Source organism: Cryobacterium algoricola (assembly GCF_004402485.1).
In the GTDB taxonomy this organism is placed as follows: domain Bacteria; phylum Actinomycetota; class Actinomycetes; order Actinomycetales; family Microbacteriaceae; genus Cryobacterium; species Cryobacterium algoricola.
In genome coordinates, this window is record NZ_SOFG01000012.1 from 26836 (window position 1) to 51056 (window position 24221).

At 69.9% G+C, this 24221-nt stretch carries 22 protein-coding genes; 10 read left to right on the top strand and 12 right to left on the bottom strand.

Annotated features, from left to right (window positions below; genetic code table 11):
- Window positions 1–34: 34 nt before the first annotated feature.
- The 6 genes from E3O44_RS11570 to E3O44_RS11595 all read right to left on the bottom strand — a co-directional run bounded on the left by E3O44_RS11570 (window position 35) and on the right by E3O44_RS11595 (window position 7360).
- A complete protein-coding gene (locus tag E3O44_RS11570; RefSeq protein WP_241976290.1) occupies window positions 35–1258 on the bottom strand; it encodes an ABC transporter permease in 1224 nt (407 codons plus the stop codon).
- 8 nt (window positions 1259–1266) lie between these two features.
- Entirely contained in the window at window positions 1267–2037 is a 771-nt protein-coding gene (locus E3O44_RS11575) for an ABC transporter ATP-binding protein (protein ID WP_134534935.1), read from the bottom strand.
- Window positions 2034–3104, bottom strand: coding sequence for a permuted SH3 domain-containing protein (locus tag E3O44_RS11580; RefSeq protein WP_174775075.1), 1071 nt, complete (start codon window positions 3102–3104; stop codon window positions 2034–2036). Before E3O44_RS11580 ends, E3O44_RS11575 begins: the two co-directional genes overlap by 4 nt.
- A 316-nt stretch (window positions 3105–3420) precedes the next feature.
- Window positions 3421–5097: a ribonuclease J gene (locus E3O44_RS11585; RefSeq protein ID WP_134534936.1), complete on the bottom strand. Its 1677-nt coding sequence runs from the start codon at window positions 5095–5097 to the stop codon at window positions 3421–3423.
- 28 nt (window positions 5098–5125) lie between these two features.
- Window positions 5126–6103, bottom strand: coding sequence for a 4-hydroxy-tetrahydrodipicolinate synthase (gene dapA / locus E3O44_RS11590; protein ID WP_134534937.1), 978 nt, complete (start codon window positions 6101–6103; stop codon window positions 5126–5128).
- Window positions 6104–6151: 48 nt separating this feature from the next.
- Entirely contained in the window at window positions 6152–7360 is a 1209-nt protein-coding gene (locus tag E3O44_RS11595; protein WP_241976291.1) for a glycoside hydrolase family 26 protein, read from the bottom strand.
- An 84-nt stretch (window positions 7361–7444) separates the two neighbouring features.
- Here E3O44_RS11595 and E3O44_RS11600 point away from each other — a divergent pair, with 84 nt between their 5' ends.
- The 8 genes from E3O44_RS11600 to E3O44_RS11640 all read left to right on the top strand — a co-directional run bounded on the left by E3O44_RS11600 (window position 7445) and on the right by E3O44_RS11640 (window position 15374).
- Window positions 7445–7933, top strand: a complete 489-nt coding sequence (locus tag E3O44_RS11600; protein WP_134534938.1) for a TlpA family protein disulfide reductase — start codon at window positions 7445–7447, stop codon at window positions 7931–7933.
- On the top strand, window positions 7923–8447 hold the full coding sequence (locus E3O44_RS11605; RefSeq protein WP_134534939.1) for a DUF4395 domain-containing protein: 525 nt from the start codon (window positions 7923–7925) through the stop codon (window positions 8445–8447). The genes E3O44_RS11600 and E3O44_RS11605 overlap by 11 nt, the downstream gene beginning before the upstream one ends.
- 99 nt (window positions 8448–8546) lie before the next feature.
- Window positions 8547–8972: an OsmC family peroxiredoxin gene (locus E3O44_RS11610; protein ID WP_134446935.1), complete on the top strand. Its 426-nt coding sequence runs from the start codon at window positions 8547–8549 to the stop codon at window positions 8970–8972.
- A 13-nt stretch (window positions 8973–8985) separates the two neighbouring features.
- Window positions 8986–9876, top strand: a complete 891-nt coding sequence (locus tag E3O44_RS11615) for a TIGR01777 family oxidoreductase (protein WP_134534940.1) — start codon at window positions 8986–8988, stop codon at window positions 9874–9876.
- Between the two features lie 322 nt (window positions 9877–10198).
- Window positions 10199–12667 (top strand): OpgC family protein, encoded by a 2469-nt coding sequence (locus E3O44_RS11625; protein ID WP_166792633.1) that lies wholly within the window; start codon window positions 10199–10201, stop codon window positions 12665–12667.
- A gap of 13 nt (window positions 12668–12680) precedes the next feature.
- Window positions 12681–14636, top strand: a complete 1956-nt coding sequence (locus E3O44_RS11630) for a glycosyltransferase (protein ID WP_134534942.1) — start codon at window positions 12681–12683, stop codon at window positions 14634–14636.
- Window positions 14633–14965, top strand: a complete 333-nt coding sequence (locus E3O44_RS11635) for an STAS domain-containing protein (RefSeq protein WP_134534943.1) — start codon at window positions 14633–14635, stop codon at window positions 14963–14965. Before E3O44_RS11630 ends, E3O44_RS11635 begins: the two co-directional genes overlap by 4 nt.
- Window positions 14958–15374: an ATP-binding protein gene (locus E3O44_RS11640; RefSeq protein WP_166792634.1), complete on the top strand. Its 417-nt coding sequence runs from the start codon at window positions 14958–14960 to the stop codon at window positions 15372–15374. The genes E3O44_RS11635 and E3O44_RS11640 overlap by 8 nt, the downstream gene beginning before the upstream one ends.
- A gap of 27 nt (window positions 15375–15401) precedes the next feature.
- On the opposite strand, the gene E3O44_RS11645 is transcribed toward E3O44_RS11640, so the two are convergent.
- Complete coding sequence (locus E3O44_RS11645; RefSeq protein WP_134534945.1) at window positions 15402–15845, bottom strand: tetratricopeptide repeat protein; 444 nt, start codon at window positions 15843–15845, stop codon at window positions 15402–15404.
- Window positions 15842–16678, bottom strand: coding sequence for a 4-hydroxy-tetrahydrodipicolinate reductase (gene dapB / locus E3O44_RS11650; RefSeq protein WP_134534946.1), 837 nt, complete (start codon window positions 16676–16678; stop codon window positions 15842–15844). The genes E3O44_RS11645 and dapB overlap by 4 nt, the downstream gene beginning before the upstream one ends.
- 125 nt (window positions 16679–16803) lie before the next feature.
- On the opposite strand from dapB, the gene E3O44_RS11655 reads away from it, so the two are divergent.
- Complete coding sequence (locus E3O44_RS11655; RefSeq protein WP_134534947.1) at window positions 16804–17322, top strand: GNAT family N-acetyltransferase; 519 nt, start codon at window positions 16804–16806, stop codon at window positions 17320–17322.
- A 95-nt stretch (window positions 17323–17417) separates the two neighbouring features.
- Here the strand turns inward: E3O44_RS11655 and E3O44_RS11660 are convergent, their stop codons facing one another.
- The 3 genes from E3O44_RS11660 to E3O44_RS11670 all read right to left on the bottom strand — a co-directional run bounded on the left by E3O44_RS11660 (window position 17418) and on the right by E3O44_RS11670 (window position 20597).
- Entirely contained in the window at window positions 17418–18020 is a 603-nt protein-coding gene (locus E3O44_RS11660; RefSeq protein WP_134534948.1) for a histidine phosphatase family protein, read from the bottom strand.
- A gap of 69 nt (window positions 18021–18089) precedes the next feature.
- Window positions 18090–19445, bottom strand: a complete 1356-nt coding sequence (locus tag E3O44_RS11665; RefSeq protein ID WP_134534949.1) for a M16 family metallopeptidase — start codon at window positions 19443–19445, stop codon at window positions 18090–18092.
- Window positions 19446–19526: 81 nt separating this feature from the next.
- A complete protein-coding gene (locus E3O44_RS11670) occupies window positions 19527–20597 on the bottom strand; it encodes an aldo/keto reductase (protein ID WP_134534950.1) in 1071 nt (356 codons plus the stop codon).
- A gap of 230 nt (window positions 20598–20827) precedes the next feature.
- On the opposite strand from E3O44_RS11670, the gene E3O44_RS11675 reads away from it, so the two are divergent.
- On the top strand, window positions 20828–22465 hold the full coding sequence (locus E3O44_RS11675) for a peptide chain release factor 3 (protein ID WP_134534951.1): 1638 nt from the start codon (window positions 20828–20830) through the stop codon (window positions 22463–22465).
- A gap of 133 nt (window positions 22466–22598) precedes the next feature.
- Here E3O44_RS11675 and E3O44_RS11680 read toward each other — a convergent pair whose 3' ends face one another.
- Window positions 22599–24122, bottom strand: coding sequence for an HNH endonuclease signature motif containing protein (locus tag E3O44_RS11680; RefSeq protein ID WP_166792635.1), 1524 nt, complete (start codon window positions 24120–24122; stop codon window positions 22599–22601).
- Window positions 24123–24221: the final 99 nt, after the last annotated feature.

Below are 24221 nucleotides of genomic sequence, written 5' to 3' on the forward strand. Positions count from 1 at the left end.
GGCAGGTGCGCCGGGCAGGTGCGCCGGGCTGCGTTCAGTAGCGGATGGCGTCGATCACCTTGACCCGCACGGCCACGAGCGCGGGCAGCAGGCCGGCGAGCGCGCCGACCGCGGTTGCGCAGACGAGGCCGAGCACCGCCGCTTCCACCGGGAACGGCGGGAAGTCGGTCACCTGGCCCTGGCCGATGAAGCCCTCGACGAGGGGATTCGTGACGATCAGCACGGCGGCGATCACGCCGACGACGCCTGCGACGATGGTCGCGACGACGCTCTCCATCATCACGGAGAAGAAGACCCGGCCGGCGGTTGCGCCGAAGCTGCGCCGGATGCCGATCTCCCGGATCCGCTGCTTGAGGGTGACGAGGGCGATGTTCACCAGGCCGAGCGCCCCGAGCAGGAGGACGAGCAGTGCGACTCCCCCGACCACGAGCTGGAGCGGCAGGTACGGGTTGTCTCCGCTGTACGCGGCGTAGTCCTGCCGGTAGACCTGCACGTTCGCCGTGCTTCCGAGCGCGCCCTGCACGTCCCTGGTCAGTGCGGCGCGCAGGTCCTCCGCGAGTGCCGGCGGCACCCAGAGCTCATAGCTCGGGGGCTGGCCGGATCCGCGCAGGGCGAGGGTGTCCGCCGGGCCGAGCGCCTGCACGGCGTCCGCGAGCATGTACATCGCCGGCGCGTTGTCCCAGGCCGTGGCCTGGTACACGCCCGTGATCACGGCCGTGGCGTTCTGGGTCCCGAGCAGGGTGGTCGTCGGATGGGTGCGGAGGTCCGGCCGGCCGATCCGGTCATAGAAGACCGAGTTCACGAGGACGGCCGGGGCCAGCCGGTCGGCGTCTGCGGCCGTGAACCAGTCGCCGTGCAGGAGGCGGATCCGGTGCATGGTGCCGTAAGCGGGGTCGACGCCCTGGATCTGCACTTGCGCGGCGCCGTCCCTGAACTGCACGAGCTGGCTGGTCTGCACGAGCCTGCTCGCGTGACCGACCCGGTATCGCGCGAGCTCGGTCTCCCAGAGCGCCTGCATCGCGGCGGAGTCCGGTGCCGTGCCGTCGCTCTGCGAGATCTGCATCGACAGGCTCGCCGGCCGGCCGCCCTGCCGCTCGCTCTGTTCGACGGTGGCCTGCTGCGCCACCGAACCGAGCGCGACCACGGTCGTGATCGCGCACACGGCGACGGCGACGCCGACCAGGGAAAGCAGCACCCGGGTGCGATGGATGCGCAGCTCCTGCCAGGCCTCGACGAAGGAGCCGACGAGGTTGCTCACGACCCGGTTCATGCGAGCATCGCGTCCGGCATCGTGGCCGGCGCCGTGCCGCGCACCGCGTCCAGCGCAGGGTCATGCGCACGGTCGCGCACGGGGTCGTGCACCGGGCGGAGCCCGCCGCCGTCGAGGCGGAGGTGCCGGGTGGCGGTCGCCGCGATGTTCGGGTCGTGGGTGATCGTGACGAGGGCGGCGCCGGAGTCGGTCGCGACCTCGTCGAGCAGGGTCATCACGGCAGCGCCGGTCTCGAGGTCGAGCGCCCCGGTGGGCTCGTCGGCGAGGATCAGCCGGGGGCTGCGGACCAGCGCGCGCGCGATCGCGACCCGCTGCTGCTCGCCGCCGGAGAGTTTGTCCGGCAGGGCGGTCAGCCGGTGGCCGAGGCCCACCCGGTCGAGCATCTCCGCGGCGATCCGGGAACGCTGCCAGAACGCCCGGCCCTCGGCGTAGAGCAGCGGCGTCATCACGTTCTCGAGGGCGGTGCGGCCCTGCAGGAGGTTGAACTGCTGGAAGATGAAGCCGACGTCGCGGCCGCGGACCCGGTCGCGGTGGCTGCTCGAGAACGACTGCACGGGCCGGTCGTCGAAGAGCATCACGCCGGTCGTGGGGTTGTCGAGCAGCCCGAGCAGGTTCAGCAGGGTGGACTTTCCCGAGCCGGATCGGCCGACGATGGAGACGCGGTCGCCGACAGCGACGTCGAGGTCGACCCCGCTGAGGATAGTCAACGGCGGAGCGTCGATCAGCCTCACCGTGCGGGTGACGCCCTCGAGGTGGAGGAGCGTCATCCCGCGACTCCGGCGGAGACGCCGGGGGCTGAGCAGAATTTGCTCCCGTCCGGGAGCACCTGGCACCCGTCGGTTGCCGGATCGACGGCGCCGGGCACGAACTGGTCGATCAGGTCGCCGGCCACGAGGCCGGTGCGCACCTCGACGTTGGTCCCGTCGGTCAGGCCGAGGGTGACGGGGCGTTCCTCCGTGCCGCCGTCCGGCAGCACGAACCAGACGATGCCGGTTTCGGCGGACCCCTTGACCGCGGTCGTCGGCACCACGAGCACGTTCTCCGCCTTGCCGCCTGCGAGGGTGATCTGCGCTGCGAGGCCGGGGAAGACCGTCACGCCGGCCGGAACCGCGCAGCTCACGGTCGTGGTCGTTCCGCCGCCGGCCGACCCTGCCGAGCCCGACGATCCGGTGGCCCCGTCCGTGCCGGTTCCGCCGCCCCCGCCGGCGCCGGCGAGCGGGGTCGTGATGCTGAGCCCGGTGCAGGTGAAGGGCGCGGGGCCGTTGGTGATGGCGATGGATGCCTCGGTCGGCCGGTTCACCAGCCGGTACTGCTGCTCGGGGCTGAGCGAACCGCTCACCGAGAACGTGGGAGGGGCGAGCTGTCCCGTCGTGTCGCCGATCGCGACGGACTGGCCGTGGATCACGGTGAGCGAACTGACAGTGCCCGCCGCGGTCGCGAGGACCTTGACGAACGTGACGGCCGGCTTGGGCTGGGTCACGGTGACCTGACCGGCGGCATCCGTCGACTCGACCGGGTCGCGGGGCGTCTCGACCTTGATGTCGTAGAGCTTGTCGCCGTTCGCGACCGTCTGGCCGACCGTGGCGAACACCTCGTCGACGGTGCCGAGTGCGGTGGCCCGCACCGGGACGGCCGGGTCGGCGTTGACGGTACCCGGCACGACGACGTCGTTCGTGATCGTGCCGAGGCTGACCGGCAGCTGCGGTTCGATGAGCTCTGCGCTCGGCTGGGCCGGGTCGTCGGCGACCGCGGTGTCAGGGAAGAACGCGACTTTGACGAGCGCCACGGCGATCGCGGCGATCACCAGCAATCGCAGGATCGGAAATATCCACACTCGCGCTACGTGCACCGGAGCCCCCGTTTCGGTTACGCGCCGCAGGCGACGCTGGGTCGATCCTACGGGTGAAACGGATGCCGTGCGCGGTTTGCGCGAAATGCCTCACGATCAGGCATCCCGCGCCTCGCGCCTTCGTGCCCGCGAGCGTGCGCCGGGCGTGCGCCGGGCGTGCGCCGGGCGTGCTGCTCTCGTGGGTGAAACGCAAAGTCGGAGATTTTCGCGACACGCCGGCATCCCTGCCCGCGCTCACGGCGTGTCCCAGATTTCTCCGACTTCACGTCGGATGGCGGCCGTCGCCGGCGCGGATTCCGGGCTAGGCCTCGATGACGAGCGGCACGATCATCGGGCGGCGGCGGAAGGTCACATTGACCCAGCGGCCGACCGTGCGGCGCACGATCTGCTGCAGCGCATGCGGGTCGCGCACCCCGTTCTCGGCGGCCTCGGCAAGCGCCGCCCGGATCTTGGGCAGCACCGCGTCGAAGACCGAGTCGTCCTCCGCGAAGCCCTTCGCGTGGATCTCCGGGCCGACGATGACGTTGCCGGTCTTGGCATCGACGACGATGATGATCGAGATGAAGCCCTCCTCGGCGAGGGTGCGCCGGTCCTTGAGGTCGGCCTCGGTGATCTCGCCGACCGTCGAGCCGTCGACGTAGACGTAGCCGAGGTCGAGCTGGCCGACCTTCCGCACGACGCCGTCCCTGAGGTCGAGCACGGTGCCGTCCTCGGCGAGGATGACGTTCTCCGGCGGCACGCCGGTCTCGGCGGCGAGCTTCGCGTTGGCGACGAGGTGGCGGTATTCGCCGTGCACCGGGAGCACGTTCTTCGGCTTGAGGATGTTGTAGCAGTAGGTGAGCTCGCCCGCGGCGGCGTGGCCGGAGACGTGCACCTTGGCGTTGCCCTTGTGCACGACGTTGGCGCCGAGCTTGGTCAGGCCGTCGATGATGCGGTAGACCGCGTTCTCGTTACCCGGGATGAGCGAGCTCGCGAGGATCACGGTGTCGCCGGGGCCGACCTCGACCTGGTGGTCCTGGTTGACCATCCGCGCGAGCACGGCCATCGGTTCGCCCTGGGAACCGGTCGACATGTAGACGATCTTGTCGTCCGGGATGCTGCCGGCCTTCTTGAAGTCCACGAGCACTCCCTCCGGCACGGTCAGGTAGCCGAGGTCTGCGGCGATCGTCATGTTGCGCACCATGGAGCGGCCGAGCAGGGCCACCCGGCGCCCGTTGGCGTGTGCGGCGTCGAGCACCTGCTGCACCCGATGCACGTGGCTCGAGAAGCTCGCGACGATGACGCGGCGCGGTGCCCTGGCGATGACGTCGTCGAGGACGGGACCGATCAGCCGCTCCGAGGCGGTGAAGCCGGGGACATCCGCGTTGGTGGAGTCGACGAGGAACAGGTCGACGCCCTCTGTGCCGAGCCGCGCGAACTCGCGCAGGTCGGTGAGCCGGTGGTCGAGCGGGAGCTGGTCCATCTTGAAGTCGCCGGTGTGCAGCACGGTGCCGCCCGCGGTCTTGATCGCCACGGCGAGGGCATCCGGGATGGAGTGGTTGACCGCGACGAACTCGAGGTTGAACGGGCCGAGCCGCTCGGTCTGCCCCTCGGCGACCTGCAGCGTGTACGGCACGATCCGGTGTTCCTTGAGTTTGGCCTCGATGAACGCGAGCGTGAGCCCCGAGCCGATCAGGGGGATGTCCGCCCGCAGCTTGAGCAGGTACGGCACGGCACCGATGTGGTCCTCGTGCCCGTGCGTCAGCACCACGCCGAGAATGTCGTCGAGCCGGTCCCGGATCGGGCTGAAGTCCGGCAGGATCAGGTCGACGCCGGGCTGGTGCTCCTCGGGGAACAGCACGCCGCAGTCGACGATCAGGATCTTGCCGTCGATCTCGAACGACGTCATGTTCCGGCCGATCTCGCCGAGGCCGCCGATCGGGATGATCCGGAGCGTTCCCGGTTCGAGTGTGGCCGGTTCGTAGACGTCGATGGGCATGGGCCCTCCTCGTGGTTCGGTGTGCTGGCTAGCGGGTGGTTCCGGCGATCTGGGGCAGGGCCCCGCCGGCTGCGGCATTGCGGTCCGGGCGGAAGTTGGAGAAGTCCACACCGGGGATGTTCTTGACGAGGTCGATCTCGTCCTCGATCTCGGCGGCTTCCCATTCCTCGGGGCCGACGAGGGGCAGCCGCACGCGGGGGCTCTTGATGCGCCCGAGGCCGTGCAGGATGTACTTGGCGGCGACGGTACCGGGCACGTGGGTCATCACGGCGCGCACGAGCGGCTCGAGCTGTTTGTGGGCGGCGGTGGCGGTCTTCAGGTCGCCGGCGTTGACGGCGTCGACCATCTGCCGGTACGGCGTCGCCGCGATGTTCGCCGTCACGCCGATCAGGCCGGTCGCGCCGATCGACAGGTGCGGGAGCACGTTCGGGTCGTCGCCGGAGAAATACATCAGGTCGGTCTGGTTGAGCACCCGGCTCACCTGGGCGAGGTCGCCCTTGGCGTCCTTGACCGCGAGGATGTTGGGGTGCTTCGCGGCGCGGAGCAGCGTCTCGTATGCGATCGCGACGCCGGTGCGGCCGGGGATGTCGTAGAGGATCACGGGCAGGTCGGTCGCGTCGGCGATCATCCGGAAATGGGTGAGGATGCCGGCCTGGGTGGGCTTGTTGTAGTACGGGGTGACGATCATGTTGCCGTCGGCGCCGGCCTTCTCGCTCTGCCGGGCGAGCTGCATCGCGTGCGCGGTCTCGTTCGAGCCGCCGCCGGTGATGATCTTCGCTCGGCCCGCCGCGACGTCCTTGCCGACCTCGACGAGGCGCAGCTTCTCCGCGTCGGTGAGGGTCGAGGTCTCCCCCGTGGTGCCGGTGACGACGATGCCGTCGGCTCCCGCCGTGATGACGTCATCGATGTGCTTCGCCACGCCCGCCCAGTCGACCTCGCCGTCGGCGGTGAAGGGAGTTACCAGGGCGACGAGGACCTGGCCGAACGGATTCTCAGACATAGACACGTGGACAGGCTATCGCCTTGCCGACGTCCGGCGGCAGTCCCGGCGGGGTTAACCGGCCTTCTGGGCGCAGGACTCGTCGGGATGCCCGAAGATCAGCCAGTCCGGAAGGTCGCGGAGAAACGCCGCCCGGACCGCGGTGCTCCGGGCGAGCGTCCAGTCGACGCGCGCCCCGATCTCGGTCTCGTATTTCTCCCACTCGAACCAGTTGATCATGTGCAGCCTCGGGAATCTCGTCGCCGTGTCTGCCGAGAAGACCTGGCGCCACCACGCCTGCTTGATCGCCAGTTCCAGGGCCGGGTCTCCCCCGGACACGACGAGCGCCGCTGTCTCCGGGATCGCGACGGGCTTGCCGTGACCATCGCCGTAGACGCCGTAGAAGTCGGGCGTGGCGGTCTCGTCTCCGGCGAGTCCGACGTAGGTTCCGGTGAGCTGAGCGGCGAACTTGCCGGGCTCCGGAAGCTCGTCCTCGCCCCAGGGGTACGCGGACCCCCAGTGGTACAGGGACATGCCGACCCAGTCCACCACGTCGTCGCCGGGGTAGTACGGCAGGTAGGGGTCGTCCCTGATGGTCAGCGTGCCGTCTCCGTCGGTGTCGAGGGCGGTGAAGTCGGCCGTTCCCGGCGTGGCCGCATACGCGCCGCCCGCGAAGGGATAGCCGCCGCCGTAGTTCGGCGCCCACATCATCGCGGAACCCGGGGCATCCCGCTTCACGGCGTCCGCGACCCTGCGGAAGGCCGCGACATATTCCGTGGGCTGCTGGCCCCACTCGTACCAGGACCCGTTCATCTCGTGGGCGAAGCGCACCACGACGGGCACGCCGCGGTTGTTCAGCGCGCCGAGGAGGGCGCCCAGGTCGTCGGCCACGGCAGGGGTGATGGCGGCGAGGCCCGCGCGCGGTTCGAGGGTGAGCAGGAGTTCGCCGCCGTTGGAGAGCACCTGTCCCGCTGCGGCCCCGACGTTGGCGCGGTCATCCGCACTCATCGGCAGGCCGGAGAAGGAGACGGCGACCGCGGGACGAAGGCCGGAACCGCTGAATTCGGCGAGGGTCTCGGCGCCCCAGTCCAGGTTGACCCCGAACAGAACGCCCGCGTGCGGCACCAGGTCGGCCGTCGCTGTGACCGCGCAGGAGACCGTCGGAGGCACGGAGTCCGGCGCCGCTGTGCAGCCGGCGAGGAGCGCTACGACGCTGACGACCGCGCCGAAAGCGGCGGACAGGCGGAGCGCGTGGGCGGGACGCGCCCGGGGAGTGTAAGGCACGAATACCACCCTAACGGGGGGTACCGTCCGTCATCTCTCGTCACACGAAGATTCCCCGCTGAAGTACCGCGTAACGTCGAGCCCATGAACCCGCTCGGCGCCGCACTCGTCCTGGTCGCCCTCGTCGCGGTCGCGACCGCGCTCGGCCTCGTCTATCGCTCGCGCCAGGGAGTGATCCGTGACGTGGCCGACACCGAAACGACCGTGCTGACCCCTGCGGATGTCGGCAGTCAGGTCCCCTTCGGCGCCGCGGCCACCCTCGTCCAGTTCTCCACGGAGCACTGTGCGCGCTGCCCCGGCACGAACCGGCTCCTGTCGGGCATCGCCGACGGTCGCACCGGAGTCACCCATCTCGACGTCAATCTCACCCATCGAGCCGACCTGGCCGCCCGCTTCGGAGTGCTGCAGACCCCGACCACCCTGATCCTCGACGGCGCCGGCCGGCTGCACGCCCGCGTCGGGGGTCCGCCGCACCGGACCGACGTCATCCGCCACCTCGACCAACTCGCCGGGCCCGCACCGGAGAGCCGCACCCCCTCATCGACCCTGTCAGGGAGCCCCCATGCCCAGTGATTCCCTCCCGAACTTCCCGAACCCGGCGAATCCGGCGAGCGCACCGCCCCCGCGCACACGCAGACCGATCGATCCGCGGGGTCCGCGCTTCAGCGCCGCCATCACGGCCGTGCTCCTGCTTGTCGTGGTCTTCCTCGCCCTGACCGGGGCATCCGTTGCCGCCCTCTCCCTGCTCGCCGTTCTCGCCGCGCTCTTCGCCTGGGGCGCGTTCGCCGGCGTCGGGCGGCACCCGTACGGCTGGCTGTTCAAGCGATTCGTGCGCCCACGCCTCGCCGCGCCCGCCGAACTCGAGAACCCGGCACCGCCCACCTTCGCCCAGGGCGTCGGCCTTTTCGTCACCGCGGTCGGGGTCGTGCTCGGACTCCTCGGTCTCGCGCCCGCCGTCGGCGTCGCGGCGGCCCTCGCATTCGTCGCGGCCTTCCTCAACGCGGTCTTCGACTACTGCCTCGGCTGCCAGATGTACCTGCTCCTCGTGCGCGCCGGCCTGCTCGGCCGCTCCCCCGCCGCAGCCTGAGGCTCCTGGACCGGGCTCCCTGCCAACTCCCAGACTGACCCTGTCCCCGGGGGCGGATGCCCGGTTAGGCTGGGGGTTTCACACCCAGGAGGTAACACCATGGCACTGACCAGCGAAGCGTCAACCGTCTGGACCGGAGACCTGAAGTCCGGCCATGGCACCGTCTCACTCGACTCCTCCCACGCCGGAGAATTCCCGGTCACCTGGAAGGCCCGCAGTGTCGGGAGCCCGAACACCACCAACCCCGAGGAACTGCTCGGTGCCGCGCACGCCGCGTGCTTCTCGATGGCCCTCGCGAACGGGCTCGGCGCGGCCGGGCACACGCCGGAGAACATCCAGACGACCGCTGCCGTGACGTTCGAGGCCGGCGTCGGCATCGTCGGCAGCCACCTGCTCGTCAGTGCGAGCGTGCCCGGTCTCACCGAGGAGCAGTTCGCCGCGTTCGCCGAGGACGCGAAGGCGAACTGCCCTGTCTCGAAGGCCCTCGCCGGGATCCCCATCACGATCGAAGCGGAACTGGCCTAGGCGCCGGCACCCGATGCGCGTACTGATCGCCGGAGCCTCCGGGCTGATCGGCACCGAACTCGTCCGCCAGCTCGGCGAGGCCGGGCACACCGTCGCCCGGCTCGTGCGGCACCCGGCGGCCGGGCCGGACGAAGTCACCTGGGACCCCGCCGTCTTCGACATCGACCCCACGGCCCTCGACGGGGTCGACGCGGTCGTCAACCTCTCCGGCGCCTCGCTCGCCCGGCTGCCGTGGACGAACGGCTACCGCACCGAAATCCTGGCCTCCCGGACCCACGCGACCCGCACTCTCGTCGAAGCGATCCGGAGGAGTCCCACCCCGCCGGCCGTGTTGCTGAGCGGCTCGGCCGTCGGCGTGTACGGCAACCGGCCCGGCGAGATCCTCACCGAACGTTCGGCGCCCGGCGACGACTTCCTCGCCGCGGTCGTGGAGGCCTGGGAGGCCGAGGCCCTGCGCACGCCGGCGCCGACCCGCGTCGTCCTGCTTCGCACCGGACTCGTGATCGCGCGCGGCGGAGCGCTGAAACCCTTGCTTCCCCTGGTCAAACTCGGCCTCGGCGGTCCGCTCGGCCACGGCACCCAGCACTGGCCGTGGATCAGCCTGCACGACGAGGCCGCCGCGATCGTGCACCTGCTCGGCTCCACCCTCAGCGGCCCGGTCAACCTGGCCGGTCCGACTCCGGCCTCGGCGAACGACGTGATCCGGGCCGTGACGGTCGCACTGCACCGCCCCTTCTTCCTGCCGGTGCCCGAGTTCGCGCTCACGCTCGCACTCCGCGACGCCGCCCGCCAGCTGCTCCTCGCCGACCAGCGGGTCAGCAGTGCCCTGCTACAGGGCGACGGCTTCGTGTTCCGGCACGGCACGGTCGCCGAAGCCGTCGACGCGATGCTCGCCGAGGGGTGACCCGGCTGGCGGGCCCCGCCGGGTGATGTCGCCGCCACATCACCCCCATCCGGGGGTGATTTTTTCTCGTTTTCCGCTACGCTGAGGCACGGGTCGCACCACAATCGCGGGAGGCCGTCGGGCTAGACGTCGGGGGTAGCGGGTGCAGGTCTCCAGAGCACGCGCCTCCCGATCCCCTGTGCGACGGGCGACCGCAGCGCTTGCCGTGGCTCTGGCGCTGGCACTTCCCCTGGCCCTGCCTGCCACGGCTGCACGCGCCGCCCCCACACCCTCGGCCACGGGCACGGCAACGGCGACACCGGAACCTGCGCCGACGCCCCCCGTGACGGCGACGCCTGCACCCGCGGCGGACGGCGCTCCCGTCAGCGTCGAGCCGGCCACCGGAGCGTACTTCGGTTCGATCCTCGACTGGAGCAGTGACAGCCCTGCCGAGCAGGCGTCCCGCCTCGGCTCCCCGAGCGCCTTCTACGAGCACTCCGTGTCGATGCCGATGTCGGGCGCCGACACGGGCTACAGCGCCCAATTCCTGCAGAAGACGAACGGTGCCGGTTCCCTCGCGTTACTCACCATCCGCCCGACGGTGCCGCTGCCGTCGATCGACGCGGATGCCGCAGCCCGGCTCGTCGACGGAATCGCGGCCGCGCGGGGCACCGGCACCGAACCGTTGTACCTGCGCTTCGCGCCTGACATGAACAGCACCTGGGTGCCGTGGGGGCAGCAGCCCTCCGCATACCGCCAGGCCTTCGCGGCCGTTGCAGACGCCGTGCACCGCCGTCTGCCCGGCGCCGTGATGGTGTGGTCGCCGAACTGGGGCGGCGGGTATCCCTTCACCGGGACCCGGGCCGCAGATACCGACACGCTCCGCGAGCTCGACACCAACCGGGACGGCTCCGTCGACGGCGCCGACGACCCATACGCGCCCTACTTTCCCGGCGCCGTCGCCGACTGGGTCGGGCTCTCGGTCTATCACGACGACACCGCGGGCGGCGATGCGCGCAACACCGTTCCGCGCGACGGCGAGCTGGTCGCCCGCCTCGGCTCCCCCGCCGCGGATGCCGCCGGCGCGGATTCCGCCGGCGGCGACGACTTCTTCGGCCGGTACTCGACGGCGACCGGCAAGCCCTTCCTCCTCGAGACCGCGGCGTTCTACAGCCCCTCGGCGGGCGGCCCCGGCGAACTCGCGGTCAAGCAGAACTGGTGGCGCCAGGTCTTCGCCGCCGTCGCCGACCCGCGGTACGCCACGCTCAAGGCCGTGCTCTGGCAGGACACCACGGCGACCCGTGCGGTCGTCGGCGGCACCTTCGTCGACTGGAGTGTGACGCTCGGCGACAGCACCAGGGCCGCCTTCGCTACCGACCGCGCCGCGAGCGACCTCACGCTCGGCCCGCTGTTCGCGCCGACGACGAACGAGGCCGGAGCATCCGCCACCGGCCCGGGGCTGACCATCGGCGGCTGGTGGGCCTGGCTCGTGGCCGCGCTCGTCGTCGTCGCGGTCACGGTACTGTTCGCGCTCGCGGTCGCCCGGCGTGGCCGGCCCGGCAGACCCAGCCGACCCGGCAGACCCGGCAGACCCGGCAGACCCGGCCGGTCGGCGCCGAGCTACGACGGCCCCGCGAACCGGGACCTGCGCATCGACCTGATGCGCGGCCTCGCGATCGTCTTCGTCGTGGTCAACCACATCGGCCTGGTCTCCCTGTTCCAGGAAATCACCCAGGAGGCCATCGGAATCGTCTCCGGCGCCGAGCTGTTCGTGCTGTTCGCCGGCGTCGTGCTCGGCATGGTCTACCGGCCCAGGATCGCCACGAGCGGTATCGGCGAGGTGGTCATCCGAACCGGCCGGCGCGCCTGGAAGCTGTACTACACCGCCCTCGGCGTGGTGATCCTGATCTTCGCGGTGAGCCGGCTGCCCTTCGTCAACGCCGACTACCTCACGACATTCACCGACGAGGGCACCGGGGCGCGCGGCAGTTCGGCATCAGGCCACGTCTACGATCTCTACGCCAACGCCGGGCAGCTCCTGACCTACCCGGTGAACCCGCACATCCTCCTCGATCTGGCGCTCCTCCGACTCGGGCCGTGGCAGTTCAACGTGATGGGCCTCTACGTCGTGCTGCTCCTCGTCTGCCCGCTCGTGCTGTGGGCGCTGTCGAAGCGGTGGTGGGTGCCGGTGCTCGCGCTCAGCTGGGGTGTGTACGCGTTCAACACGCTCGCGGGGGTGCGCCTGTTCCCCTCCGAGTTCGAGGACTCGTTCCCGCTGCTGACCTGGCAGGTGCTCTTCGTCACGGGAATCGTTGCCGGGTACCACCGCCTGGCCCTGCTCCGCTGGTTCGCCTCGAGGTGGGGCCTCGTGGCCGCCGCAGTGATCGTGCTGCTCGCGACCGCGCTGATGCTGTTCTCCTGGAGCAACCCGTATCTCCCGAGCGCATACTCGGTTCGGCTCGGACTCGTGCCTGACGCGTTCTTCCGGTCGGTCTACGGCGCGTACTTCGGACGCACGAACCTCGAGCCCGGTCGCCTGCTCAACGTGATGCTCGTCGTCGTCAGCCTCTACGCCCTTGTCAGCGCATACTGGCGCCCGATCCGGCGGGCCATCGGCTGGTTCCTCATCCCGCTCGGGCAGGCGACCCTCTACGTCTTCATCATGCACGTGTTCTTCGCCCTGATCGCGGCCAACATCCCGGCGCTCCAGGACGGGAACGTGTTGCTGAACACCGGCGCATACGTCGTCATCCTCGCGCTGCTCTGGGTGATGGTCAGGACGAAATTCCTGTTCCGGATCGTGCCGCGATGAGAGGGGACCACTCATGAGCCGGATGCTGACCCTGCGGATCGTGGTCGTGCTCACCCTCGCGCTCGGCATCAACTACGTGGCCTGGCGCTGGCTGTTCTCGCTCAACTGGGACGCGTGGTGGATTGCCGTGGCCCTCGTCGCCGCCGAAACGTACAGCCTGATCGACGTCACCCTCTTCGGCATGATGATGTGGCGCGCCTACACCCGGCCCGCGCCGCCTGCGCCGGCCGCGGACGCGACCGTCGACGTGCTCATCGCCACCTATAACGAGCCGATCGACCTCGTGATGACGACCGCACTCGCCGCGCGGGAGATCACCTTCCCGCACCGCACCTGGGTGCTCGACGATGGCGCCCGGCCGGAGCTCGCGGCGGCAGCGGCAGCAGCGGGCATCGACTACCTCTCCCGGGGAACCGAATGGATCGACCGGCCTCGCCACGCGAAGGCCGGAAACGTCAACAACGCGCTGATGGAGACTCAGGGCGAATTCCTGCTCATCCTCGACGCCGACCAGATCCCCCGGCCGGAGATCCTCGACCACACCCTGGGCTATTTCACCGACGACAAGGTCGCACTCGTGCAGACCCCGCAGGTCTTCAGCAACGTCACGATCGAGGACCCGCTCGGCAGCCAGGCCCCCCTGTTTTACGGCCCGATCCAGCAGGGCAAGGACGGCTGGAACGCCGCCTTCTTCTGCGGATCGAATGCCGTGCTGCGGCGCGAGGCCCTCATGCACCTCGGCATTCTCGGGTACGTGCGCGAAGTGGAGAGTTCCGTGCGCACCGCGCTCCGCGACGCGAGCCGGGTGGTGCGGGGTGCCCGCCGGCATCCGGCCGCCCGCACGCCCGCGGTCGCGCACGCTCTCACGGAAGTCGCCGCCGCGATCCGGCAGGCGCGTGCCGCGATCCGCCACGACGAGCCGCTCGCAGAGGTCACGTTCGCGTTGCACGAGCGGGTGGATGCCGCAGCCGCGGGCATTGTGGTCGGCGAGGTGACCTCGCTCGCGGACGACCTGCGCGCGATCGGCGAGTTGGGCGGCGGACCGGAATCGCCGTACCTCCTCGACGTCGACGAGACGATCGCGAGGCTGGCGACCCGCGAGCTTTCACCGTTCAAGGCCCTCGAGGCCGTGCGCGCCGCCCTCGACACGATCGCGATCGACCGCGGCCACGAGGCCCAGCCGGTGATGCCGCTCGCCACCATCTCGGTCACCGAGGACATGGCCACGTCGATGCGGCTGCACGGCCTCGGCTGGAAGAGCGTCTACCACAACGAGCTCCTCGCGGACGGGCTCGCCCCCGAGGACGTCGGTACGATGCTCACGCAGCGGCTGCGCTGGGGCCAGGGCACCATGCAGGTCTTCCTGCGGGAGAACCCATTGCTGCAGTGGAAGATGAGCGTGCCGCAGCGCCTGATGTACTTCGCCACGATGTGGAGCTACCTCTCCGGGTATGCGGCGGTCGTCTACTTCGCGGCGCCCATCGTGTTCCTCGTCTTCGGGATCCTGCCGGTGTCCACCAACGCCTGGGACTTCTTCCTGCGGTTCATCCCGTTCATGGTCGCCAACCAGCTCCTGTTCTTCGTCGCCGCGCGCGGCATCCCCACCTGGCGGGGCCAGCAGTACAGCCTCGCCCTGTTCCCGGTGTGGATCGAGGCCTGCACCACCGCCTTCAACAACGTCGTGCTCGGCATTCCGCTCAACTTCGCCGTCACGCCGAAGACCAGGCAGGCCCACACCGGACCGCAGTGGCATCTGATCAAGCCACAGCTCACGGTGATGGTGCTGCTCGTCGTCGCGATCATCGTCGGCTGTGTGCGCCTGTTCGTCAACGGCGCCGAACCGATCGGCACCGGGGTCAACATCTTCTGGGCCGTCTACGACCTTGTCGTCCTGAGCGTGTTGTTCAAGGCGGCCACCTATCGAGGCTTCACCCCTGAGGCCGCAGAAGAGGAGCACCCAGACCAATGAATTTCCGGACTGAAACGATAGCCGGCGACGTGGCGGCCATTCGCGCGGACGGCCGACTCAACATGGTCTCCGCACCGCTGTTGCGGCAGGTGGTGTCCGACGCGATCACCGCGGGGAGCGTGCGGATCGTCGTCGACCTGAGTGGGGTCGATTTCATGGATTCGTCCGGGCTCGGAGCCCTGATCGGCGGACTGAAGCTCGCCAGGCAGGCCGGTGGGGATCTCCGCATCGCCGGCGCGACGCCGCAGGTCGCGCTCGTCTTCGAACTGACCCATCTCGACCGCATCCTGCAGAACCACGCGACCGCCGAGACCGCCTACCGTGACTGACTTCGACCCGACCCTGGCGCTCAGCACCCCGCCCGACGACATCGACACCGTGCAGGACTTCGTGCAGCGCGTGCTCGAGCCCCACACCGACATCGTCGGCATCGACCGAATCTCGTTCGAAACCGCGCTCGTCGAGCTGGCGTCCAACGTCATCCAGCACGCCGCCGCGGGAACCGGCATCACGTGCGTGCTGTCGATCCACGCCGACGACCACGAGCTCAGTGCCCGGATCAGCGACTCCGGGGCGGCAGGGGCGGTCATCCTCAGCGCACCTTCGTTCCCGGACGACCTCGCGGAGTCGGGCAGGGGGCTCGCGCTCATCGAGATGCTCGTCGACTCCGTGCACTTCGAACGGGTCGCCGGCCGCAACGTCTGGACGATCTCCCGCGCCCGGCATCCGCTGCCCTGACGACTTCGACGGAGTTGTCGGGGAGGGTCAGGCGGCGGCGCGCTCGAGGGTGATCGCGGTGCGGATGGCGCCGCGGGCGCGTTTCCGGTCGCCGGCGGCGTCGTACGCGAGGCCCAGCCGGAACCAGGCCTTCCAGTCCTCCGGTGCCGCGTCGACCGCGTCCCGGTACTGCGGGAAGTCCGCGTCGGCCGCGTCCCTGACCGGGCGCCCGCTCGCGCGGATCGGCAGGGTCTCGACGGGAAGCTCGCCGCTCGCTTCGAGCAGGCGTACGAGCCGGGCCGAGCGCGTGCCGAAGGTGAGCTCGAGCACGAGCGCCCAGACCCCGATCACGGGCAGGATGAGCAGGGCGACGCCGATCGCGATGCCGACCGGCTCGCCGCTCTGCAGGAAGAGCAGCGCACGCCAGCCGACGAGCACCAGGTAGAACGCGAGCAGGATCGCCATCACGCCGGCGCCGATGCGGCCTTTCATTCGAAGACCTCGGAGTCGGCGTCGATCTCGGGGATGCTGTCGAAGTCGTTCGGCTCCGCCGCGACCGCGACGATGGCGGCCGGCGGGGTGGGGGGCGTGCCGAGGCCGAGGTCGACGACCTGGTCGAGGCCCACGGTCACGCCGACGGCGGTTCGGGTCGCGTCAAGGGCGAGCAGGATGCCGCGCTTGTACGCGTTGGCGGAGAGGGTGTTGTGGGAGATCGTGACGGTTTCCCCCGCTCCGCCGAAGATGACGTCCTGCCGGGCGAGCACGCCGTCGAGGCGCAGGCTGTGCACGGGCACGCTCGACACCTGCTGGCCGCGGGCGCGCTGGTCGTTGTGCGGTGCTGAGACCGGGCCGAGCTCCGTGCGTGCGAGACCGATGAGTTCGGCGGTGCGGACCGCCGTCCCCGAGGGAGAGTCGACTTTGGCGGCCTGGTGCGTCTCGACGATCTCGATCGAGTCGAAGAGCCGGGCGAGCATTGCCGAGACGGCGGTCGCGACCACGGAACCGATCGAGAAGTTCGGCACGATCACGACGCCGGTGTCCTCCCGGCCGCGGATCCGTCGCTCGAGCGTCGTGATGCGCGCCTGGGACCAGCCGGAGGTGCCGACGAGCACCCGGATGCCGTTGTCCACGGCGAAGTCGACCACGCTCTGGCTCACGCCGGGCAGGGTGACGTCGACGACGACATCCGCCCCGAGCATGTCGGAGAGCGGGCTGCGCGAGTCGAGGCCGGCATGCAGCCGGTATCCCTCGCTCTGGTCGACGAGCTCGCTGATCAGACGGCCCATCGTGCCCGTAACGCCGACGATGGCCACCCGTGTTGTCATACGACCAATCTAGCAACTGGCCGTCCGGCAGACCGGCAGTCCGACATTCCGGCAGTCCGGAATCCCGGCCCCGCGCGACGCGGCGGAAACTGGGCGCGGAGACCTCCCCGACGTAGCCTTGTGTCATGCCAGAGTCCCCGACAGCACCCGGTCCCGTCTTCCGCGAGGTCTCCGTGACGGATGCCGGTTCCCTCGCCCTCCTGACGGCCTACTTCAGCGATCGGCAGTCGAGCTTTCCCGTCGAGCAGGGTGCCTACCGCACGACCTTCCCGGTGGCCGGGGACTTCCTGCCGCCGCACGGTGTCTTCCTGCTCGTCGGTGAGCCGAGCGGCACCCCGGAGCAGGCCTGGGTCGGGTGCGGCGGCATCCGTCGGATCGGGGGCACCGTCGAAGGCGCCCGCTACGAGGTCAAGCACCTCTGGTTGCAGCCGGGAACCCGCGGGAGGGGCTGGGGCCGGGCGCTGCTCGCCGAACTCGAGCGGCGGGCGCGAGCGTTCGGGGCCGTCGAGCTCGTGCTCGACACGAACGCGAGCCTGCGGGCCGCCGGTGCGCTCTACCGGAGCGCGGGCTTCGAGGACTGCCCGCCGTACAACGACAACCCGAACGCGACCAACTGGTACCGGAAGAGCCTCGCTCGCGACTAATGCCGGGCCACCTTCGCTCGTGGCGGTAACGCACGCACGTGCGAGTTCACGAATGCTCGTGCCGGGCTACCTACGCTCGTGCGCGTTCTCGCTCGCTAGTACAGCAGCGGGTCCGGCAGTCCGGTGCGCATCTCGACCGGCAGGTGCCCGGTGTCGTTATGGGTGACGAGCGTCCAGGGGCGACCCGGCTTCTGCAGCATCACGGTGAGGCCGCAGTTGGCCTGGTTGATGCTGATCCAGCGCCAGTCCGGGGCCCCCAGCACCGCTCGCACGAACCAACCGATGACGAAGTTGTGCGTGATCAGCAGTTCGTGGCGTTCGCCCCTGCGGGGCTGCAGGAACTCGGCGACGGCGTCGTCCATCTGGGCGCGGCCGGCCTCGATCTCCTCCTCGGTGACCGCCCCGAAGAATGGGGCGTATGCGGCGGGCGTCTCCGGCGCCATCCCGGTCGGGATGCAGTCGAACAGCAGCGGGGAGGGGACCGGGGTGAGCGAGGGCAGCCGCCCCGCGATGATCTCCGCGGTCTCGGCCGCGCGCTGCAGGGGCGAATGCCAGGCATCGGTGAACGGTACGCCCCCGAGGCGTTCCGCGATCAGCTGCGCCTGCCGTTTGCCGCGCGCCGAGAGCGGCCCGTCGGGCAGGCCGTGTTCGGCATCCTGTTGCTCGCCGTGGCGAACCAGGTAGATGTAGTGGGGCAACGGGATCTCTTTCGGTTCGGGGCGTTCGGCCGGACGGCCGGGCGGTACAGGGCCAGGCGGCCCGTGGGGTCAGGGCCGGGAAGAGGCAGGCACGATTCCCGCGAAGACGTCGTCGTCGAGCGCACCGACGGCGGCGATGGAGAGTGGGCCGCCCGCGAGTTCAACGGCGAGGGCCTGCACGTCGTCCGCGGTGACCAGGGCGAGGCGGCGCAGCGCCTCGTCGAGGTCGACGAACTCACCGAGGGTGATCTCGGCGCGGCCGAGCCGGGACATCCGGGTGTCCGAGTCTTCGAGGGCCAGCGAGGAGGCCCCGGAGAGCTGTCCGGAGGCACGTTTCATCTCGTCAGCGGTGACGCCATGCTCGGCGAGCCGGTGCAGTTCGCTCAGGAGCAGTTCGGCGACCTGGCCGGCCTTCGCCGGGGTGCAGCCGGCGTACATGCCGAAGAGGCCCGCGTCGGAGTAGCCGGGGGCGAAGGAATAGACGGAATACGCGAGCCCGCGCTTCTCGCGCACCTCCTGGAAGAGCCTTGACGACATGCCGCCGCCGAAGATGGAGGTCAGCACGCTCATTGTGACGCGGCGCTCGTCGGTCGCGAGGAGCCCGGGGAACCCGAGCAGCAGGTTCGCCTGCTCGAGGGGGCGGCGCACGACCGTGACCGCGTTGCCCTGGTGGATCTCGGCGGGGTGCCCGTTGCGTCGTCCGACCGGGGCGGCGTGTTCGCCCAGGTCCCAGCCTGCGGCGTAGAGCGCCCGGGTCACATCGGCGACGAGTACGTCGTGGTCGACGGCGCCCGCGACGGTGACGACGAGGTCTTGCGGGCGGTAGTTGGCCCGGTAGTGCGCGAGCACGGCCTCCGGCGTGGCCGCCTTGATCGTGTCGGGGTTGCCGCCGATCGGGCGTCCGAGTGGATGCTTGCCCATTACGGCCTCGAAGAAGCGTTCGTTCGCGACATCCGCCGGATCATCGTCGGCCATCGCGAGTTCCTCGAGGATGACGCCGCGTTCGGTCTCGAATTCGACGGGGTCGATCGTGGATGAGGTGAGCATGTCGGTGAGGACCTCGACGGCCATCGGCAGGTCACGGTCGCGCACCTTGGCGTAGTAGCAGGTGTATTCCTTCGCGGTCATCGCGTTGTGCTCACCGCCGACGGAATCGAAGGCGATCGCGATGTCGAGGGCGCTGCGCGTGGCCGTGCCCTTGAAGAGCAGGTGCTCGAGGAAATGGGTGGAGCCGAAGTGCCCGGGCTTTTCGTCGCGGGAACCGACCGCGACCCAGTAGCCGATCGTGAGGCTCCGGCTGCCGGGGACGTGCTCACTGAGGATGCGGACACCGCTCGGGAGGACCGTGCGGCGCACCACGGATTCGCCGGCGGCCCGGAAGGACAACTCGGCGAGAGTGAGAGGAAATTCAACGGCGCTGTTCATGACACCACCACCCTACGTCACGGCACCGACGGGATCGGGGTGCCCCGCGGAACCGGATCCGAACGGTGGGCGGCGCCGGCGTCAGCGGGCGGCAGCGAGCCGGGACACCCGTTCGAGGTCGACCATGTCGCCGCGCGTCAGCCGGATTCCGGCCGCCGCGATGAGGGAATCGACCTGGTCCGGCTGGCTCGCCCCTGCGACGGGCGCCGCCACCCCGGCCTGGGCGAGGAGCCAGGCGAGCGCGATCGATGCGGCCCCGGTGTCGTGCTCTGCGGCGATCCGGTCGACCACGCCGAGGACCCGCAGCCCCGGCCTGCCGAGGTGCTTCGCGGCGCGGGCATCCCTCGTCGTGCTGTGCAGGTCGGCCTTGGAACGGTACCGGCCGGCCAGGAAGCCGTGCGCGAGGGAGAAGTATGGCAGCACCGCGAGGCCCTGGGCCCGGGTGACGAGGGACAGCGAGGACTCGAAGCCGGCGCGCTGCAACAGGCTGTACTCGGTCTGCAGGGCGACGAAGCGCGGCAGGCCGTTCGCGGCAAGGATGCGCGCCTCCATCAGGCGCTCCCCAGAGAAGTTCGACGCGGCAAGGTACCGCACCTGGCCGCTGCGCATCAGCACGTCGACGGCGCCGAGGCTCTCCTCGAGCGGCACGGTCGGATCGTCGAAGTGGAAGTGCAGCAGGTCGATGTAGTCGGTGCCCAGCCGGTCGAGGGACGCCTGGACGGCGCCGATGATGCTCCGGGAGGACAACCCGGGATTGTCCCGGTTCTTGCCGATCTTGGTGGCGATGACGGTGCTGTCGCGTGCCTTGCGGGAGCGCAGCCAGGACCCGATGATCACTTCGCTCCGCCCCGAGGTGTAGCTGTCCGCGGTGTCGAGGAAGTTGCCGCCGAGCGCGTGGTGCCGGTCGAGGATGCGGTGGCTCGTCTCGCCGTCCGCCGTCCAGCCGAAGACGCTCGAGCCGAGGGCGACCGGGTGCACGGAGAGGTCGGTGTCTGCGATGGTGCGCCGGGCGCCGACGAGCGGGAGGCGCCCGTCCGGCTGGACCGGGATCGACACGGAGATCGGCGGCGGCCCCTGGAGCGGGCGACCGGTGACGTGGGCAGAGGCCAGGTGTTGGGTGCGCTCGGAATCCTGAATGCCTGACTGGGTCATCCGTCACTCCCTACTGCTACCTGCTACCTGCTGGGTGTTGCCCCAAAGCTGAGAGTAACCCGCGAAACGGCAGACGGAAAGGACACGCCCGAACCGTTATCAAAACGGATGCTGGGTATTCCCCGCGAGCTCGCCGCGCCACGCCGGATAGAGTTGTACGGGAACGATTCCGGTTGCGGCCTTCTGAGGCAGGCGTGAGCCCGAACGAATCAGCCGCGAAAGAAGGATCCATGACGCAGCCCACCACCGGCGTGCCGACGACAGGTGCACCGACGACCGCACTGGTGGCCGAGGCGCGCAGGCGCCGCACCTTCGCGGTGATCAGCCACCCCGACGCGGGAAAGTCGACTCTCACCGAGGCGCTTCTCCTGCACGCCCACGCCATCACGACCGCGGGCGCGACCCACGGCAAGGCGGGCCGCCGCGGCACAGTGAGTGACTGGATGGCGATGGAGCAGGCCCGCGGCATCTCGGTGACGAGCGCCGCGATCCAGTTCGAGTATCGCGACAGCGTGATCAACCTCGTCGACACCCCCGGGCACGCCGACTTCTCCGAAGACACCTACCGGGTCCTGTCCGCCGTCGACGCCGCCGTGATGCTCGTCGACGCGAGCAAGGGCCTCGAGGTGCAGACCATGAAGCTCTTCGACGTGTGCCGGCAGCGCAACCTGCCCGTGATCACCGTGATCAACAAGTGGGACCGGCCCGGGCTCGACGCTCTCGCCCTGATGGACGAGATCCGCACTCGCACCGGACTGCTCCCGACGCCGCTGACCTGGCCGGTCGGTATCGCCGGGGACTTCCGCGGGGTCATCGACCGTTCCACCGAGGAGTTCATCCGCTTCACCCGCACGGCGGGCGGCGCGACCGCCGCCGACAGCGACCGGGTTCCGTTCGATGTGGCGGCCGCCGAGGAAGGCGAGGCCTGGGTCACTGCGACCGAGGAATCCGAGCTTCTCGGCGAGGAGGACCAGGATCACGACGAGGCCAGGTTCCTCGCCAACCAGACCACGCCGGTGCTGTTCGCCGCCGCCGTGCTCAACTTCGGCGTGCAGCACATCCTCGACACCCTCGTGGACTTCGCCCCGGCGGCGGAAGCCCGTGTCGACGCGGCCGGCGGGCACCGCCCGGTCGCCTCGCCGTTCTCCGGCTTCGTGTTCAAAGTGCAGTCGGGCATGAACGCCTCGCACCGGGACTACGTCGCGTTCGTGCGGGTCTGCTCCGGCCAGTTCCGCCGCGGAATGATCGTCACCCATGCCGCGACCGGCCGGCCCTTCGCAACCAAGTACGCCCAGCACCTCTTCGGTCGCGAACGGGAAGTGGCCGACGAGGCCTGGCCCGGCGATATTGTCGGGCTCGTCAACGCTTCGGCACTCCGCGTCGGCGACTCCATTTTCGAGAGTGAACCCGTCGAGTTCCCGCCGCTGCCGATGTTCGCACCCGAGCACTTCCGTGCCGTGCGTTCCGCAGACAGCAGCAAGCACAAGCAGTTCCGGCGCGGCATCGACCAGCTCGACCACGAGGGCGTCATCCAGGTGCTCCGGAGCGACCTGCGCGGCGACCAGGCCCCGGTGCTCGGCGCCGTCGGCCCGATGCAGTTCGAGGTCGTCGAGGAGCGCATGACGCACGACTTCGGCGCCGCGATCCGTTCCGAGGCACTCCCGTACCAGATCGCACGTCGCACCAACCGGGAGAGCGCCGAGATCCTCGGCCACGACCGGCAGGTCGAGGTACTGATGCGATCCGACGGCACCCTTCTCGCCCTCTTCAGCACACCGTGGCGGCTCCGCAACACGGTTCGCGACCACCCCGAGCTGATGCTCGAGGACCTCACGGCCGGCGCCCTGGAGCCGACACCCGCCGCCTAGCCCTCCGAAAGCACCGCAGCCCAAACGCAGTGCGAACCACAAGAAGCGTCGTCCGCACGGGCACTGGTCACAAGCAGCTTGTTTGGGCCCGACCCCATCGACGTTCGACGAGACGCTCTCTTCCTCGTGACGCTTAGAAGGGAGACTGGTTATCGGGGTCGTTGGGTTCGGGGTCGAGGTTCCAGACGTCGACGACGGGGGCCGGGGGTCTGGGTGCGGGTTTGGGATGTTTGGGTGGTCTCATGTCGGCTGAGGGTTCGACGATGTAGCGGTACCCGGCCGGGGAGGTCCACTCGATACGGCCGTCGCCGAGGTGTCGTGGTGTCCATCTCGTGTAGCTCTTGACCGCGTGGTGATACGGGCAGAGGTGGGCGAGATTCATCGCGTCGGTCTGGCCGCCGTGTTGCCATTCGACGCTGTGGTCCACGTCGGAGCGTTTGGCGGAGCGGCGGCAGCCGGGGAAGGTGCAGGTTTCATCCCGCACCTCCAGCCACCTCTTCAAAGCGGCCGGGACCTTGTAGGTGTCGCGGCCCATCGAGAGCACGACCCCGGTCTCGGGGTGGGTGAGCAGCCGGGTGAAACTCGGCGCCCCCGCCGCGAGCCGCCTCGCGGTGTCGGGGTCGATCGGCCCGTACCCGGCCAGATAGCCCGGTTCCTCACTCTTCCCGAGGAGAGTCAGCACGGGGACGGTCACATTCACCTGCGCGGCCACCCCGGCACCGGTCCCGTCCGGGGTGACCCCGCCGATCAGGACGTCGGTGAGTACGTCCGCGGCGAGCTGGGTGAGCGTGCGTTCTTCGTCCGGGCGTTGCAGGGTGAGGGCGGTGTCGAGGGTGCGGTGGTAGGCGGCCTGGATCTTTTCGGCGTCGCCGGTCACATAGAGGGATGCCATGCTGTCGTTGAGGGCCTGGAAGACTACGTGTCGGTCCTCGACGCTTTTCTGGTGCCGGGCGGTGATGGTTTCCGGGTGGGTGCGTTCCCGGACCCTGCGGGCCCGGTCGGCGAGCTTCGCCACGGTGAGGAACTCCGCGTCGGGCACGAGGACGTCTTCGAACACGGCGCGGGCCCGGGCGGCCGCAACCGGGTCGCCGTCGACGGTGATGCCCCAGGCCTGGTCCATGATCACCTGCGCGTGCCGGTAACTGATCGCCCCGGTTGCAAGGGCTTCGCGGGTTGCGGGGAGTTCCTCGGCGAGGGTGCGGCTGGCCTCGATCAGGGTCTCCGTCGTGCGCCGCGGCAGCCGGAGCAGGGCGCCGACCTCGCACGTGAACTCCTCCTTCGTGGCCTCCTCCGGCGACCACGGCGGGCGCCGCCCGCCGGCCTGCACGGCGGCCTCGGCTCGGGCCCGGCCGACGTCAATGAGCACCCGCTGCGCGGCGTAGATCGCATCAGCCCGGCGAGCGGCGGCCCGGTTCATTTCCCGGTCCGCCTCCTTGATCGCGTCATACACTTCGGCGAGGGACGGCTCCACCAGATTGAAGTGCTGGGCGTTCAGGTAAGTGTCGGGCGAGACGACAGTAGGGATGTCGGGCGGGACGTCGGGCGGGACGTCGGGCGGGACGTCGGGAGGGATATTGGCAGGGGTCCCGGAAGGGGTCCCTGGCGGTGGTTCCGCCGTGCTGTCCAGGTGAGATTCTGAGGGTTCTTCAACTGTCATGGGGGCACTCTACGGACCACCACCGACAGTCCACCGGCATCCGCACGCCCACAAATCACCTGTGGACAACCCGGTCAAACAGAGTTTCTGTGGAGAACT